Below are 15016 nucleotides of genomic sequence, written 5' to 3'. Positions count from 1 at the left end.
ACTGCGTGTAATCCCCACTTCAACCCCAGGAGTAGCACACATATTGACCAGCTTACCAGAAGGTAAATTGCTGGAGCGCGTAGTCCGTTGTCCCGAAGAAAAGCCCTGCTACGTAGCTAATGGGGCTTTTCTATTGACCCGCTTGGCTCATGGCGCGGCCGGCCAAGTAGCCGGTAGTCCAGGCGGCCTGAAAGTTGAAGCCCCCGGTAATACCATCAATATCCAGCACCTCGCCGGCGAAATGCAGGCCGGGCACCAGGCGGCTTTCCAGCGTCTGCATGTTGATTTCGCTGAGCGAAATACCGCCACAGGTTACGAACTCATCCTTGTAGGTGGTTTTGCCCTGCACCAGCAAGGACGTGCGCAACAGAGCCTCTATCAGCCGGTTCTGTTGCTTGAGCGGAAGCTCCTGCCATCGGGTTTCAGGGGTAATACCGGCCTGCTCGGCCAACGTGCGCCACAAACGCTGGGGTAAGCCAAACAGGGGGTTGCTGATGACTAGCTTCTTGCCGTGCTGCTCCCGGTAGCCCAGCAGGTGCTGGCGTAAAGTATCCTCAGTAAACTCCGGAATCCAGTTGATAAGGGCAGTACTCCGGTACTGTAGCTCGTGTAGGCGGCGGGCTCCCCAGGCCGAGAGCTTGAGCACGGCCGGCCCGCTCAGTCCCCAGTGCGTTACCAGTACCGGCCCCTCGTACTCCAGCTTTTCGCCGGCCACCCGCACCCGGGCCCGGGGCACGCTCACCCCCGGCAGCTCCTGCAGGGGCGAGTTGGGAACGTTGAAGGTAAACAGGCTGGGTACCGGCTCTTGCACCGTGTGCCCCAGTTGCCGCAACCACGCGTACTGCTCCAGTTTGGGCGCTCCGCCCGTGGCAATGAGCACCCGCGCCGCTTGCAGTTGCTGGGCATGGGTGCCGGTAAGGGTAATCTGGAAACCGCCCGAGGGCTGGGGGGAAATAATTTCGGCCGTGGTGTGGGTGAGGATGGTAACCCCAGCGCGGCGGGCCGCCTCCAGCAGGCACTGGGCAATGGTTTCCGACGAATCGGTAACGGGAAACATGCGGCCATCGGCTTCCGTTTTCAGCCGTACGCCCCGCTTTTCAAACCAGCGCACAGTATCCAGGGCACCAAACTGCTTGAAGGGCTCCTTGAGCTGGCGGGCCCCGCGGGGGTAGTGTTGCACCAGCTGGGCGGGCGTATCGGCGGCGTGGGTTACGTTGCAGCGGCCCCCGCCCGAAATCCGGACTTTGCTCAGCAGCTTCCCGGTTTTCTCTACCAGCAGCACCCGCAGGGCTGGGTTAGCCTCGGCGCAGGCAATGGCCCCGAAGAAGCCGGCCGCCCCCCCGCCCAGCACTACTACGGTTGGTTGATTATCATTCACGGCCGTAAAGATACGCCCCGAAAAACCGCAGCGGAAGTCAGCAGCCAGGCACTGAGCCAGAAAACCAACTTAGCAGAAGGCCAGGGCCGCCACTACATCATCGTGGCGAAATCGGTAGTCCGTCAATGCCCGAATCAGGGAGGAGTCGATTTGTTTGCCGCCTGCGTCTTCCTCCTGAAAAGTGGGCGGTTTGAGTCCTATGCGGTTGGCTGCCTCAGTATAGAACGTACGGCGAGAAGGATGGGTAGCGGCACAGGCATTAAAGGTGTAGCCCCAAAGCTGCCGCTCCAGCACGCACTGCAGTAGGCCCACACAGTCCTGCAAATGAATCATGTTTACCGGAGCTTCGCCGTGAGCTACGCCGGTGCGGCCCGCCAGAAACCGGCCCGGAGAGCGGCCCGGCCCCATCAATCCGGCCAGCCGCACTACCGTGTGCCGGGCCGATTGAACCAGGGCTTCTGCCCGCAGCAACGGCTGCGGAGCCAGGTCGTCGGCTACGGCATCCGGCTCCCGCATCAGCCGTGGCGCATCGGGGTACACGCCGGTGGAGCTGACCAACAGAATATGCTGAATACCTGCTTTTTCGGCGGCCTCCGTAACTTGGCTGAGCAGGGCCGGGTAAGCCTCGGCGCTACCAGCTGCCCGGGAAGGAGGTACATTCAATACCAGCACTTCGGCCCCGTGCAACAGAGCGTGCAGGGTATCGGCATCGGTGGGAGAAAGAGTGGAGGAAAGCCGCAGCAAAAATGGCCGGATGCCCGCGTCGCGGAGGGTGAGCAACTGCCCGGGCGTGGTAGTAGAGCCGTGCACTGGGTAGCCGGCCGCTACCAGCGCGCGGGCCAGGGGCAGACCCAGCCAGCCGCAGCCCAGCACGGCTACAGTAGGGAGGGCGACGGATGGCGAGGAGTCAGTCATGCGGGGGTAAAGGTGGCAAAAAATCTTTCCTGGGCAAGGTACGCCGCCGGGAATCGGCAAACTGTTACCTTGCGCCCCTAACAAGTATGCAAGCATACTATTTATGACCGAGCCGGACCGCCTGTATCCTGAGTACCCCATCGACTTTGAAGCGCGCGTGCGAATCCTGCGGGCCGATGAGGGCGGGCGGCAGCAACCACCCCGCAATGGTATCCTTTGGGATTTTAGCTACGCTGTAGTTAAGACCAGGCAGCTTCATATGATGCTGTATCCGGATTTCTTCGACCCCATTACCGGTGACTCGTGGCGGGAACTGCCGGTGCCGGTGGATGAGTGGCTGCACGTGCGGGTAAGCGTAGTTTCGGAACACATGCGGCCTTTCCACCAGGCGCGGATTCGGGCCGGTACCAGCTTTTATTATTGTGAGGGCAGCCGAATAGTGGCGGAAGGTACCGTTACCCGCATACTTGGTTTAGTTGAGGCCTCACCTCGCTCCTGATTTCTCAGATTTACTTTTCCCACTTCAACTTTCTCACCCTATGTCATCCACTCATCCTTACGCCCAGCCCATGCTCCGCGACAATGCCCTGCAGGGCAAAACCATTGTAGTTACGGGCGGCGGCACTGGTCTGGGCCGGGCCATGACCACGTACTTTCTGCAACTCGGCGCCAACGTGGTCATCAGTTCCCGCAAGCTGGAGGTGCTGGAAAAAACGGCGCAGGAACTGCGCCAGCAAACCGGCAACCAGAACGTGCTGGCCGTGCAGTGTGACGTGCGTAAGTATGACGAGGTGGAGAAGCTGCTCCAGCAAACCATTGATACCTACGGCGGCGTGGATGTGCTGCTCAACAACGCTGCCGGTAACTTCATTAGTCCTACGGAGCGCCTAAGCCACAAGGCGTTTGATGTGATTGTGGATATTGTGCTGAAGGGCTCCTACAACTGCACCCTGGCCTTCGGGAAGCGCTGGATTGCCGATAAGCGCCCCGGTACCATCTTGAACATTGTCACTACCTATGCTTCCGTAGGCTCGGCATTTGTGGTGCCCTCGGCTGCGGCCAAAGCCGGCGTGCTGGCCATGACCCGCTCCCTGGCCGTGGAGTGGGCCAAATACGGTATTCGCTCCAATGCCATTGCCCCGGGCCCATTCCCAACAGAAGGTGCCTGGAGTCGCCTGTTTCCCGAGCCCCTGGCTTCCAAGCTGGACCCGGCCGCCTCGGTACCGCTCAAGCGCGTGGGCAACCACCAGGAGCTGGCCAACCTGGCCGCCTACATGGTGTCCGATTTCTCGGGGTATATGAACGGGGAAGTGGTAACGCTGGACGGGGGCGAGTGGCTGAACGGAGCCGGCGAGTTCAACAAGCTGGAGCTGCTCACGCCGGAAATGTGGGACCAAATCGAAAAGACCATGCGCCGCTAAATCACGGATTTAGACGGATTTTTCGGATTGCACGGATTCGTTCTGACGGCTAGGACAGACGGAATTATTGTATCTAAAGGAAAATGAACGAGGCCGCATCAGCAGTGCGGCCTCGTTCATTTTGTTTTTTGGTTTTTGAACTCTTGGACGAATGGATAATGCTTAGGCAGAACGTAGGAAGCGTTTGTACTTCAGGCTAGCTTCTCCAAAATTCAGCAGTAGGCCTACTTCTAGTTGGTATGCTTTCAGGTAATTAATTGTTTGGGCGTAATGAAGCGGGGTTATTTCTGTAAGGGCTTTCAGCTCGACCAAAACAGCCTTGTCAACCAGAAAGTCTACTCGACGAGAGCCTACCTCCTTGTTCAGGTAATACACCGGCAAATGCAATTCCTGTTCGAAGGGAAGCCCATGTTGAGCAAACTCTACCGCCAGACTGCGCTGATAGATAATCTCTGGAAAGCCATTTCCAAGTGCCGTATGCACCCTCATTGCGCACCCAATAATTGCCTTTGTTAAAGGCGCATATCTATTGTCTAGCAGCATAAGATAAAGCCGAATGATACTACATGCTATATGAAAACGCCGTTCGGCAAAATAACTACCAGAACGAATCCGTGCAATCCGAAAAATCCGTCTAAATCCGTGATTAAAGTTTGTACCCCTTGAAGTCCTTGGTGAACTCCTGGGCGGGAATGGGCTGGTTGGCTACCACGTCGGAAAACTCAAACTTTTCGAACAGACCTTTATCATCATTGACCTGCACGACCAAGGGCAAAAACAGCTTCTGATCCACGCACATGATGATGCGGCGGCCGTAGCCGTTGGGTACCTGCACCGCTTTACCGGCCGGCACCACCGCCCCCGGCGACAAATCGTTGCGCTCCAGAATGCGGTACTCCCCGCACCCGAATTTATCAGAGATGGTACTGACGCTTTCGTTCTTGGTGGGCTTGTAGCTCACGTAGCGAAATTGCGGGTAATCGGCGCGGAGCACGTAGGCGGGGCGGCCCTGCATGGTGGTGTCGCCGGCGTAGCGGAAGGTTTTCTCGAAGCTCCGGTCGAGGCGCTGGCTGGAGCCATGCAGCATTTCGGCAATGGTACCATACCCGGCATCGAGGGTACTGTGGTGCTGGTTTTTGCGCATTACCGAGCCGTTGGGAGCCAGGCTGAGCGTCACGTAGGGGAAGCTGTTGGGGTACACCCAGGCGTCGCCGTTGTTCTGACCCGTAACGTACAGTACCTCAATGCCCTTCTGGTTGCGCATGTACACCTTATAGGGGCTGAAGCTGATTTTCATGAGCGTGCGGGCCTGCTGGTAGCTTCCTTCAATGCGCTCCTGGGCACGCACGTTGCAGCGCAGGGTTTTCAGCCCCTGGATGGCAGTGCTCAGCCGGGTAATGAGCTGGTCGGTAGTAAGTTTCGGCTCGGGGGAGGTGGCCGCCAGTGTGGTGAGGCCCAGGGTAGTAGCGGCCAGAAGCCGGTAATAGCGAATCATGTAGCGGGTAAACAAGTGGGTTATATTCCGGAAGATACGGCAAAGTGCAAAGCCGGCACAACTGCACAAAGCCGGGCAGGGCTGAAGTGCACAGGTTAGAATATGCTACGCTACTATCGTGCCCGATTAATTCAGGCTAATGGCCGGGAAGCGGTTGGCCCTGCTGTCGAATACAAATAATTCGTCTACCTCAATGCCAAGCAGGAAGCGAAACAGCGGGAACTGCTCTACCACCGTCCGGACAGCTTCGGCATTCTGCCCGTTCATGGTTACCCAGCCCCTAGTACGGTCGGCACTAATGGCATAGGCCTCAATTACATCCTCCTCAATAAGGCGGTTGATAAAAGCGCGGTGACGCGGAATGAGCGCCATAAATGCATCATCAAATACCTCGGGGAGGCGCAGGGTTACTACAAATTTGGCCATAGGTGCAGCGGCTTCCCTGCCACTAACGGGTGGGGCCGCCGTAGGGTTGAGGGGCAAGCTCGGCCGTAACTTTTTCAGACTACTACCAGAATAGTGACTATGCATTTTACCGTTATTACCCCAACCCACAACCGCCGCGACTATTTACCCGAGGCCGTAGCCAGCGTGCGGGCCAGCGTTTCGGCCCCCCTGGATTTCTCCTTTGAGCACCTGATCTGCGAAAACGCCAGCACCGATGACACGGCCCAGTGGCTGCGCGAAGCTGCTCCGGAAGCTGGTCCAACTTTGCGCGTGCGCACCCAACCAACACTGCTAAAAGCCGGCCCGGCGCGCAATCTGCTCATTCGGGAAGACGCTCCCGCCGATACCTGGATTGTCCCCCTCGACGACGACGACCTGCTGCTGCAGCGCGCCCTGTTTCACTACGCCGACCAGATTCAGCGCCACCCCGGCCGCCCCTGGCTGGTGGCTGATTTCCTGCGCGTAGACCAAGACCGGCGCTATCTGCCAAACGAGGATTACTACGCCTGGCAGTTCGACTCGCCGCGGGCTATGCTGCAGGCCATTTTCCGGGCTGAGCACTTTATTCAGGGCAACGTGTGCTACAGCCGGGAGCTGTTTGACGCAGTAGGGGGCTATGATGAGAACATCAAAATGGCGGAGGACCTGGACCTGTACGTGCGGTTTTTGCTGGCCGGCCACCTGCCCGTTATCTGCCCCCACATCAGCCACCTGCACCGCTTCCACACCAGCAACGTGAGCATCGGCGTCGACGCCGACCACCACGCCCAGGACCTGCGCATCATCTACGACAACTACGCCGAGCAGCTGCTGCAGCTGGGGATTGAGCGGCCGTAAATCAGCCATTAAAAACATGTCATTCCGAGCAAAGCGAGGAATCTAGGTTGGCTTCCGAAGAGTGACCCAGATTCCCCATTTTGCTCGGAATGACGCGTTTTACGGCTTTTCTTTCACGATTACACCCCCCTTCACTACCAGCCGCACTTGCCGTAAGGCTTTGATGTCCTGGGTGGGGTTGCCGGGCACGGCAATGAGGTCGGCGAGGAGGCCCGGCTGGAGGCGGCCCCGGTCGGGGAGCTGGAAAAGGCGGGCGTTGGTGGCGGTGAGGCCGCGCAGTACCTGCAACGGGCTGAGGTGGTAGTTCTGCACCAGTTGCTCGGCTTCGCGGAGGTTGTCGCCGTGCTGGAATACGCCTACGTCGCCGCCCACGGCCAACTCCACGCCGCTTTGCAAGGCCAGGCGCATACTTTCTCGCTTCTGGCGGATGCGCTCCGGCTCGGGCGCGGTGCCGGGCTGCCAGCCCCGGTAGCGGGAAATGGCGTCGCCGGCGGCTACGGTGGGGCAGAGGGCCACGCCGCGCTGCTTCATCAGCCGGAATACGTCCAGCGTGCCGGCGTCGCCGTGTTCAATGGTTTGCACGCCGGCCAGCGTGGCACGGCGCATGCCTTCGGGCGTGCTGGCGTGGGCCACCACGGGCCGGCCGGCGCTGCGGGCGGTTTGCACAATCAGGTTCAGCTCCTCCTGGGTGAAGGTGGGGCGGCTGGGCTCGTTGGGCCCCCAGCGGTAGTCGGCGTACACCTTGATAATATCGGCACCCTTGCCAATTTGCTCCCGCACGGCCCGAATGATGCCGTCGGTACCATCGGCTTCCTGCGCCCCTTGAGGTACATCCACATCTACGGAGAGCTTGGGGCCGTAGCTGCCCGTGGCTACCAGTGCGCGGGTAGCCACCAGCAGGCGCGGGCCCGGAATCAGGCCCTGGTCAATGGCTTGCTTGAGGCCCACATCGGCGTAGCCCGCGCCTTCCGTACCCAGGTCGCGGGCGGTAGTGAAACCGGCTTCCAGCGTTTGGCGGGCGTGCACCGTGGCCCGAGCCACCCGCAGCGCTTCGGATTCCAGCAGCACCTGGTCGTTCCAGGAGGTTTCGTTGTAGGGGTGCAGCAGCAGATGGCTGTGGCCCTCAATGAGGCCCGGCAGCAGCGTAAGGCCCGGTAGCTCCAGGGTACGGGTACCGGCCGGGGCCTGGAGCTGGGTAACTGGACCCACGGCTTTTATTGTATTGCCTTCCGTGAGTACCGCCCAGCCGGTGTGCAGGGTTTCGCCATCAAACACAGCAGCCGGGCGGAGCAGCAGAGACGATGGAGCAACCGGAGCCGAGGACTGAGCTACTACCGTAACGGAGCCTGCCCATAGCAAGCTGACCAGAAGAAAAGGACGCAGCACGAAAAAAAACAGGTAGGAGCGGTGGCACCGTGCCCCCGCGTAGTAAGCAAGAATGTAGCTGCATACTACTGCAAAACCACCAAAAAAGGCCGGTTTTGCTTGGGTTGAGCCAAATTTTACCGGGCGTTTTTCCGGCTGTTAGCGGCAGGGTTGCGTACCATGGCCGAGCTCCCGTACTGCAAACAGCATACGGCTGAGCTTACTACTCATTAATCAACGCCACCGCTTTATCAACACCAGAGCCGCATGAGCAAGAAATCCAACGCCACTAAACCCGATGCCAAATCCGAGGACCTGGAACAAAACCGGGAGTATGGCACCGGCCAGTTCCTGACCTCCAACCAGGGAGTACGCATCAACGATGACCAAAACTCGGAGAAGGCCGGAGAGCGGGGTCCCACACTGCTGGAGGACTTCCTGCTGCGCGAAAAAATTACGCACTTCGACCATGAGCGGATTCCGGAGCGGGTGGTGCATGCCCGCGGTGTGGCAGCGCATGGCTACTTCGAGGCTTATGACAATGCCAGCAAGTACTCAAAGGCGGCTTTTTTACAAACAGGAGTACGTACGCCCATTTTCACCCGCTTTAGCACGGTAGCCGGCTCCCGTGGCTCCACCGACCTGGCCCGCGACGTGCGTGGCTTTGCCGTGAAATTCTATACCCAGGAAGGGGTGTACGACTTTGTGGGCAATAACATTCCGGTATTCTTTATTCAGGATGCCATCAAGTTCCCGGACCTGATTCATGCCGTGAAGCCTGAGCCGCACAACGAAATTCCGCAGGCAGCTTCGGCGCACAACACCTTCTGGGACTTCATTTCCGTGAACCCCGAGGCCATGCACATGATTATGTGGGTAATGTCGGACCGGGCCATTCCGCGCAGCCTGCGTGCCATGGAGGGCTTCAATATTCATACCTGGCGGCTGATTGATGCCGAAGGCACTTCCCGGTTCGTGAAGTTTCACTGGAAGCCTAAGCAAGGTATTAAGTCGGTAATGTGGGACGAGGCACTGCAGATTTCAGGCAAGGACCCCGATTTTCACCGCCGCGACTTATGGGACAACATTGAGCAGGGCAACTTCCCGGAGTGGGAGCTAGGCATTCAGGTAGTAGAGGAAGCGGATGAGCACAAGTTTGACTTTGACCTGCTCGACGCTACCAAAATTATTCCGGAGGAGCTAGTGCCCGTCACCATCATTGGTAAAATGGTGCTGGACCGCAACCCCGATAACTACTTCGCCGAAACCGAGCAGGTGGCTTTTCACCCTGGCCACGTGGTGCCCGGCATCGACTTCACCAACGATCCGCTGCTGCAAGGGCGCCTGTTTTCCTACACCGATACCCAGCTGACACGCTTGGGTGGGCCCAATTTCCACGAAATTCCCATCAACCGCTCGGTGGCGCCCATCCACAACAACCAGCGCGACGGGCATATGCGCCAACAGATTAACGTGGGCAAAACCAGCTACTCCCCCAACCTGCTCAACAATAATACGCCCAAGCAGGCCCGGCAGAGCGAGGGAGGATTTGCCAGCCACCAGGAGCGGGTGGAAGGCCGTAAAGTGCGGGCCCGCAGCAAGAGTTTCATCGACCACTACTCGCAGGCCCGCCTGTTCTGGAACAGCCAGGCCGACTGGGAAAAAGCCCATATTGTGAAAGCCCTGCGCTTTGAGTTGGGCAAAGTGGAAGAGGAATCGGTGCGGAAGCGGATGCTGATTCACCTGAGCCTGGTGGCCGATGAACTGGCTCAGCGCGTGGCAACAGGCCTGGGACTGGAGGTGCCTTCGGCTGAGGGTGTGCAGCTGAACTACATTGTAGGTGCCGATGCCGACGTGGCTGCGCATCAGTCCAAGCCCGCCTCGGGTAAGGAGGGTAAATCAGCCGCGTTGAGCATTGAGTTCAGCCCGGTGAACAAGCAGAAAGACATCAATACCAAACAGGTTGCCATTCTGGCCGCCGATGGCGCTGATGCCAGTAGCATTACCGCTCTGCAGCAGGCGTTGGAGGCCGGTGGTGCCACCGCCAAGCTGGTAGCGCCGCACCTGGGCCAACTGCAGGTAAGCGGTGGCAACCCGTTGCGTATTGATTTCAGCCTGCAAACCACCGCGTCCGTGCTGTTTGACGGCGTGTACGTGGCCGGAGGCGAAAAAAGCGTGCAGGCCCTACGTCAGCAGCCCGATGCCATCCATTTCCTCAACGAGGCTTACCGCCATTGCAAGCCCGTTGGGGCCGCCTCAGGGGCAGACGCATTGCTGAAAGCCGCTGCCTATGCTGGGGCTGAGGCTTTGCCTGGCGGCCCCGGCGTGAGCGTGGGCAGCACCGAGCAATTCATTCAGGACCTCACCACCGGCCGCTTCTGGGAGCGGGAGCTTAGCTCGGAGCCAAAGGTGTAGTCTGCTTCAATCCTGTAAAAAAAGCCTCGCAGCATATACGCTGCGAGGCTTTTTGCATATGACACACCTTAGAATTGCCACCACGCTTTGGGCTCCGGGTCTACGGGTAACCCCAGTACCTGCTGCAGCATGCGGGCTAGGCTACGGGTGGTATCCATCGTTTCAACCTCGGCTAAGTATAAGCGGGTGTTATTGGTCAGTAGCAGATACACTTCGCCGTAGTCCTCATCAACAGGCTGAATGGTGCTTTTGTGAAATCTTACTTCTCGCACTTCGCCAAAAGCCACCGTACTGGCTTTGGCTATTTGCTGCCGGAAATAAGGATGCAGATGCTCTACCACAATAGATTGAGCCAGCGTATCAATCAGTACGTTATTCTGCAAGCGAATTTCCTCTATAGCAGGAAAGCGGTTACGCTTTCGGTATGCGTGCCAAGCTACACCCAATCCGACCACTATGAGTAGTATTCCAAACCCGTAATCCTCCTGAATAAAAGGAGGAAGCACAAAGACCCCAACGACCATCACCCAAAACAGAACGGCGAAAAGTATATGTCCGGTGGTTTCTTCCGGCCGCTTCAGCCGAATGGTGGTTGTTGAGTATTGGAGCCTCAACCGGGTGCCAGAGTGACGCAAACTTGCACTGATGGCCTGCAGATCAGGAAATAGCGGTGTCAAATCCATACAAAGCAGAAACGCCCGCCGGAAGATACATTTCCGACGGGCGTTTCTCTATATAAGTCTAGGCAGCGTTGGCTAGGCTTTTTCCTTGGCAGGCTTGCGCTTCACCTTGATTTTCTCCGGCTTCTTGCCGGCCGGGGTGGTATCATTGGAGCTGCCTACCAGCGTCATTTCCTTTACCAAGTGGCCAGCACCGGCGAATTTATCCACCACGAACAGCATGTAGCGCACGTCCAGGGTGATATTGCGCACCCGGTCGGGGTCGAACATGATGTCGGACATGGTGCCTTCCCAGTTCCGGTCGAAGTTGGTGCCAATCAGCTCCCCGCGGCCGTTGATGACGGGCGAGCCGCTGTTGCCGCCAGTGGTGTGGTTGGTGGCAATGAAGGCCACTGGCACCGTGCCTTTGTAGGCGTAGGGTCCAAAATCCTTGGTACGGTACAGCTCGGCGAGGCGGGCCGGTACTTCAAACTCCGGGTTAGTCGGGTCGGCCTTTTCCATGATGCCGTCGAGGGTGGTGTAGAAGTCATACTTGGTGCCGTCGGCGGGCTGGTAGCCGGCTACCTGGCCGTAGGCGAGGCGCAGGGTGGAGTTGGCATCGGGGTAGAATTTGCGCTCCGGCTGCTGCAGGCGCAGGCCGGCCACGTAGGTGCGCTGGAGCAGGGCAATCTGGTCGGTGGCGGCGGTGTAGGTGGGCAGGATGGCCGTGCGGTAGTTATTGATAATGGCCGAGGCCAATTGGGCGGCGGGGTCCTGGCGCAGCGCATCGGCCTTGCCCTGGGCCACCTCGTCCAGCACCGCCAGCGCTGAAGCTTCCGAAGTCAAGCGAGATTTACTGAATAGCTGGGCGGCATAAGCATTCCAGCCGCCCTGGGCCGCGTACTGCTTCTGCAGGTTGTTCACGTAAGCCGGCAGCAGGCGGGCCGGGGTGCCGGTGGCGTACAGGGGCAACAGCTGGGCGGCCACCTTCTGGTCGGTGGGGGCGTTGTAGTTGCGGAAGAAGCCGGGGGTGCCCTTCTTGGCTTTCTCTACGGCAGCAGCCAACTCAGCAGCGGGAGCTTTTTTATCTACCATTTCCAGCAAGGGTAGCAGGCTGTTGGCGTACGTCATCAGCTCCACGCCCAGGGCGGCTTCGGTTACGTAGTCGCGGGCCAGGGTGTAGTCGCGGGCGGTGGCGTAGTTGCGCTGCAAATCGGGCAGCAGGGTGGCGAAGGTGGCCCGGCGGGCTTCGTCGCCGCTTTCCGCCCACTTCTGAAACTGCACTTCCTGCTGCTGCTTCACGCGCACGGCGTCCAGCTTTTTCAGCCCGCGTACCTCACCAATCCACTTTTTCCAGTAGTTGGCAATGCTGGCGTACTTGGCCGCGTACTGAATCCGCACTTTATCGGAGGCCTTCATGTCGGCGTCCAGCACCTTCAGCTTGGCTTCCCGAACACGGATTTTGGCCGGGTCGGAGAGGGCATAGGTTTCTTCCACGCCCCAGCTGGTGAGGTACTCGTTGGTGCGGCCGGGGAAGCCGAACACCATGGTGAAGTCGCCGGGCTGCACGCCACCCAGGGAAATGGGCAGGTGGTGACGGGGCTTGAAGGGCTTGTTGTCGGGGGAGTAGGGGGCGGGCTTGTTATCGGGGCCGGCGTAGATGCGGAAGATGCTGAAGTCGCCGGTGTGGCGGGGCCAGGCCCAGTTATCGGTGTCGCCGCCGAATTTGCCGATGCTGCTCGGGGGCGCGCCCACCAGCCGGATATCCTGGAATACTTCGGTTACGAACAGGTAGTACTCGTTGCCGTTGAACATGGGCCGCACGAAGGCCTGGTAGCCGGTGCCCTGCACCGAAGCCTGGGCCACGCGCTGCACATTAGTCTGCACCAGTTTCTCCCGGTCGGCCTCCGCAATGCCTTTGGTGGGCACGCCAGCCAGCACCTGGCTAGTCACGTCCTCCATGCGCACAATAAAGGTGGCGGTGAGGCCGGGGTTAGGCAGCTCCTGGCTGCGGTCCATGGCCCAGTAGCCTTTCGTCAGGTAGTCCTTCTCCACCGAGGAATGGCTCTGAATCTGGCCGTAGCCGCAGTGGTGGTTGGTCAGCAGTAGGCCCTGGTCGGAGATAATCTCGCCGGTACAGCCGCCGCCAAACTGCACGATGGCATCTTTCAAGCTGCCCTGGTTGATGGAGTAAATCTGCTCAGCGGTAAGCTTGAGGCCTTTTTTCTGCATGTCGGCCTCGTTGAGCTGCTTGAGCAGCAGCGGCAGCCACATGCCCTCATCGGCGCGGGCCGCGGGCAGGGCCGAAAGCAGGGTGAAAGCCAGCAGCGCCAGCCGGGTACGAATCGTCATTCTGAAGATGAAAGGGGTGGAGATAGTCGGAAAGACGCAAAAGTACGGCTTCGGCTGCTTGTAAACCTGACTTCCTGCAGTGTTTCGCAGGGTAAGGCGCAGTGTTTTGCAGGGCTGTTCAACGCAAAACGCCCGACCATCAATGGGCCGGGCGCTGCAAACGGAATCATCCACAAAATCCGTGAAATCCGCTCAACATCCGTGGAATCAGTGGTCAGGAGTGGCCCAGCTCGGCCACGGCGGGCGTGTTTTGGGTGTTGGTGTTGGAGGCTTTGGGCGTTTTGGAAGCGGCCGGAATATCGTCGGTTTCCTGGGCGGCGTGAGTAGCTTCCCACTCCCGGAAGCGGGTGATTTCACCTTGGAACTTCTCGATAAACCAGCTGATAAGCGCTAGGTCATCTAAAAAGCCCACAACCGGGATAAAATCGGGTACCAGATCAACGGGGGAAAGGGTGTAGAGCAGCACGCCCAGGGCCGAAACGACAGTGCCGGTATCCACTTGGCGGTAGTCGCCGCTGATATAGTTACGCACCAGCCGCACCAGCGTACGGCCCACGTCAAATACCTGCTTGAACTTGTTGTCGCCGCTGTCCTTGCTGGCCAGCTTGTTGGCTACTTCATTGAGCACCATTACCACCTTAAAGGGGCGGCCCAGCAGCTTGCCGGCGCGGTTGAGAAAGACGCTGAACAGCGCGTTTTTAGAAATCGAAAGACCTTTTTCGACTAAAGAAGACATACGGTAGGGTTGAGGTTGGGTGTGGAGCGTGTACGGGGGGGCTGGGGCCGGCGTTGTCTTTACTCAGCGCAGCCAGGCCACGTACAGGGCGGGCACCTCTCGTAGCAGGGCGTAGGCGTCGCGCGCTTCCACATACCGCGCCGCCGACCCGGAAACGCTGGTAACCCCCTGCTGGCGCAACAGCAGCTTGGTGCGGCTCAGGTGGAAAAACTGTGACACTACCACGGCCGACTGCCACCGTTGCGCTTGGGCCAGGCGGGCAAAATTCTGGGCAGTAGCCAGGGTAGTAATGCCGGCGTTGTCGGTGTAAATGGCCGTTGCGGGTACGCCATGCGCCAGCAGGTAATGGCGCATGGCGCTGCCCTCGTAGTGACCCTCTTTGCCCAAGCCTCCACTCACAAAAATGCGGGAGCTGACCCCGGCCCGGTACAGCCGCAGTGCTTCATCCAGACGGGCCCGCAAGCGCAACGAAAGGCTACCGTCCGGGTTTACTGTGTTGCCGGGTACTACCAGGCAGTCGGCCGGGCGGGCATGGTCGGTAAGGGCGTCAAGGATAATGCCGGCTGCGTGGAAGATCAGTAGCAGGAGCAGGCCACCAGCCACTCGACGCCAAATGGAAAGGCGCATTTAGTTGGTGGTAGATTTTGGGATAGTATTAAGGCGGCTGTTGCGCAAGCCCAGGCCACTAGCTGCCACCGCAGCCAGAGCAGCATAAAGCAGGCTCCGGCGTTGAGCCCAGCGAATTTCCTGGCCTCGCTGCGCAATCCTTGTAAAAGCCTCGGTTTTAGATGTTGCCGATGGCGGGCTGATTTCCACCATAGTTTGCGCAATATCTACTTGGTACTTGTAGCTCACTTCCAAATTGAAGTAGGCAAACAAATTGAGCGGTACTGCCAGAAACAGCAGCCACAACAACCAGTTTGGAGCGCACTTCGTCAGCAAGGCTGGAATCATAGGGAGTACATATAGAAGGAGTCGAGCAGGCTAGAAGGAAGT

At 59.0% G+C, this 15016-nt stretch carries 14 protein-coding genes and 1 pseudogene; 4 read left to right on the top strand and 11 right to left on the bottom strand.

Features of this window, described 5'->3' with window-relative positions:
* Nucleotides 1-130: 130 nt before the first annotated feature.
* Together ABIB60_RS07480 and ABIB60_RS07475 are read right to left on the bottom strand one after the other, a co-directional pair.
* Nucleotides 131-1378, bottom strand: coding sequence for a BaiN/RdsA family NAD(P)/FAD-dependent oxidoreductase (locus ABIB60_RS07480; RefSeq protein ID WP_354578863.1), 1248 nt, complete (start codon nt 1376-1378; stop codon nt 131-133).
* A gap of 69 nt (nt 1379-1447) precedes the next feature.
* Complete coding sequence (locus ABIB60_RS07475) at nt 1448-2293, bottom strand: SDR family oxidoreductase (RefSeq protein ID WP_354578862.1); 846 nt, start codon at nt 2291-2293, stop codon at nt 1448-1450.
* Between the two features lie 103 nt (nt 2294-2396).
* Here ABIB60_RS07475 and ABIB60_RS07470 point away from each other — a divergent pair, with 103 nt between their 5' ends.
* Both ABIB60_RS07470 and ABIB60_RS07465 read left to right on the top strand, forming a co-directional pair.
* On the top strand, nt 2397-2792 hold the full coding sequence (locus tag ABIB60_RS07470) for a hypothetical protein (RefSeq protein WP_354578861.1): 396 nt from the start codon (nt 2397-2399) through the stop codon (nt 2790-2792).
* A gap of 40 nt (nt 2793-2832) precedes the next feature.
* On the top strand, nt 2833-3714 hold the full coding sequence (locus tag ABIB60_RS07465) for an SDR family oxidoreductase (protein ID WP_354578860.1): 882 nt from the start codon (nt 2833-2835) through the stop codon (nt 3712-3714).
* Between the two features lie 162 nt (nt 3715-3876).
* Here the strand turns inward: ABIB60_RS07465 and ABIB60_RS07460 are convergent, their stop codons facing one another.
* The 3 genes from ABIB60_RS07460 to ABIB60_RS07450 form a co-directional block, all read right to left on the bottom strand.
* Nucleotides 3877-4257, bottom strand: coding sequence for a GxxExxY protein (locus ABIB60_RS07460; RefSeq protein WP_354578859.1), 381 nt, complete (start codon nt 4255-4257; stop codon nt 3877-3879).
* A gap of 103 nt (nt 4258-4360) precedes the next feature.
* Entirely contained in the window at nt 4361-5209 is an 849-nt protein-coding gene (locus ABIB60_RS07455) for a DUF1571 domain-containing protein (RefSeq protein WP_354578858.1), read from the bottom strand.
* Between the two features lie 126 nt (nt 5210-5335).
* Nucleotides 5336-5635: a hypothetical protein gene (locus ABIB60_RS07450; protein ID WP_354578857.1), complete on the bottom strand. Its 300-nt coding sequence runs from the start codon at nt 5633-5635 to the stop codon at nt 5336-5338.
* 99 nt (nt 5636-5734) lie between these two features.
* Here ABIB60_RS07450 and ABIB60_RS07445 point away from each other — a divergent pair, with 99 nt between their 5' ends.
* Entirely contained in the window at nt 5735-6493 is a 759-nt protein-coding gene (locus ABIB60_RS07445; RefSeq protein ID WP_354578856.1) for a glycosyltransferase family 2 protein, read from the top strand.
* 99 nt (nt 6494-6592) lie between these two features.
* Here the strand turns inward: ABIB60_RS07445 and ABIB60_RS07440 are convergent, their stop codons facing one another.
* Complete coding sequence (locus ABIB60_RS07440; protein WP_354579164.1) at nt 6593-7876, bottom strand: metal-dependent hydrolase family protein; 1284 nt, start codon at nt 7874-7876, stop codon at nt 6593-6595.
* A 249-nt stretch (nt 7877-8125) separates the two neighbouring features.
* On the opposite strand from ABIB60_RS07440, the gene ABIB60_RS07435 reads away from it, so the two are divergent.
* Nucleotides 8126-10273, top strand: coding sequence for a catalase (locus ABIB60_RS07435; protein WP_354578855.1), 2148 nt, complete (start codon nt 8126-8128; stop codon nt 10271-10273).
* A gap of 68 nt (nt 10274-10341) precedes the next feature.
* On the opposite strand, the gene ABIB60_RS07430 is transcribed toward ABIB60_RS07435, so the two are convergent.
* The 5 genes and pseudogenes from ABIB60_RS07430 to ABIB60_RS07410 all read right to left on the bottom strand — a co-directional run bounded on the left by ABIB60_RS07430 (nt 10342) and on the right by ABIB60_RS07410 (nt 14974).
* Complete coding sequence (locus tag ABIB60_RS07430; protein WP_354578854.1) at nt 10342-10956, bottom strand: hypothetical protein; 615 nt, start codon at nt 10954-10956, stop codon at nt 10342-10344.
* Between the two features lie 72 nt (nt 10957-11028).
* Nucleotides 11029-13284, bottom strand: a complete 2256-nt coding sequence (locus ABIB60_RS07425; RefSeq protein WP_354578853.1) for a S46 family peptidase — start codon at nt 13282-13284, stop codon at nt 11029-11031.
* A 382-nt stretch (nt 13285-13666) separates the two neighbouring features.
* Nucleotides 13667-13765 (bottom strand): annotated as a pseudogene (locus ABIB60_RS22420) (YkvA family protein); the annotation flags it as partial.
* A gap of 318 nt (nt 13766-14083) precedes the next feature.
* On the bottom strand, nt 14084-14647 hold the full coding sequence (locus ABIB60_RS07415) for a YdcF family protein (protein WP_354578849.1): 564 nt from the start codon (nt 14645-14647) through the stop codon (nt 14084-14086).
* Nucleotides 14648-14974: a hypothetical protein gene (locus ABIB60_RS07410; protein ID WP_354578847.1), complete on the bottom strand. Its 327-nt coding sequence runs from the start codon at nt 14972-14974 to the stop codon at nt 14648-14650.
* Nucleotides 14975-15016: the final 42 nt, after the last annotated feature.

The sequence above is a fragment of the Hymenobacter sp. UYP22 genome (genome assembly GCF_040547285.1).
In the GTDB taxonomy this organism is placed as follows: Bacteria; Bacteroidota; Bacteroidia; order Cytophagales; family Hymenobacteraceae; genus Hymenobacter.
This window is presented reverse-complemented; position numbering and strand designations above follow the sequence as displayed.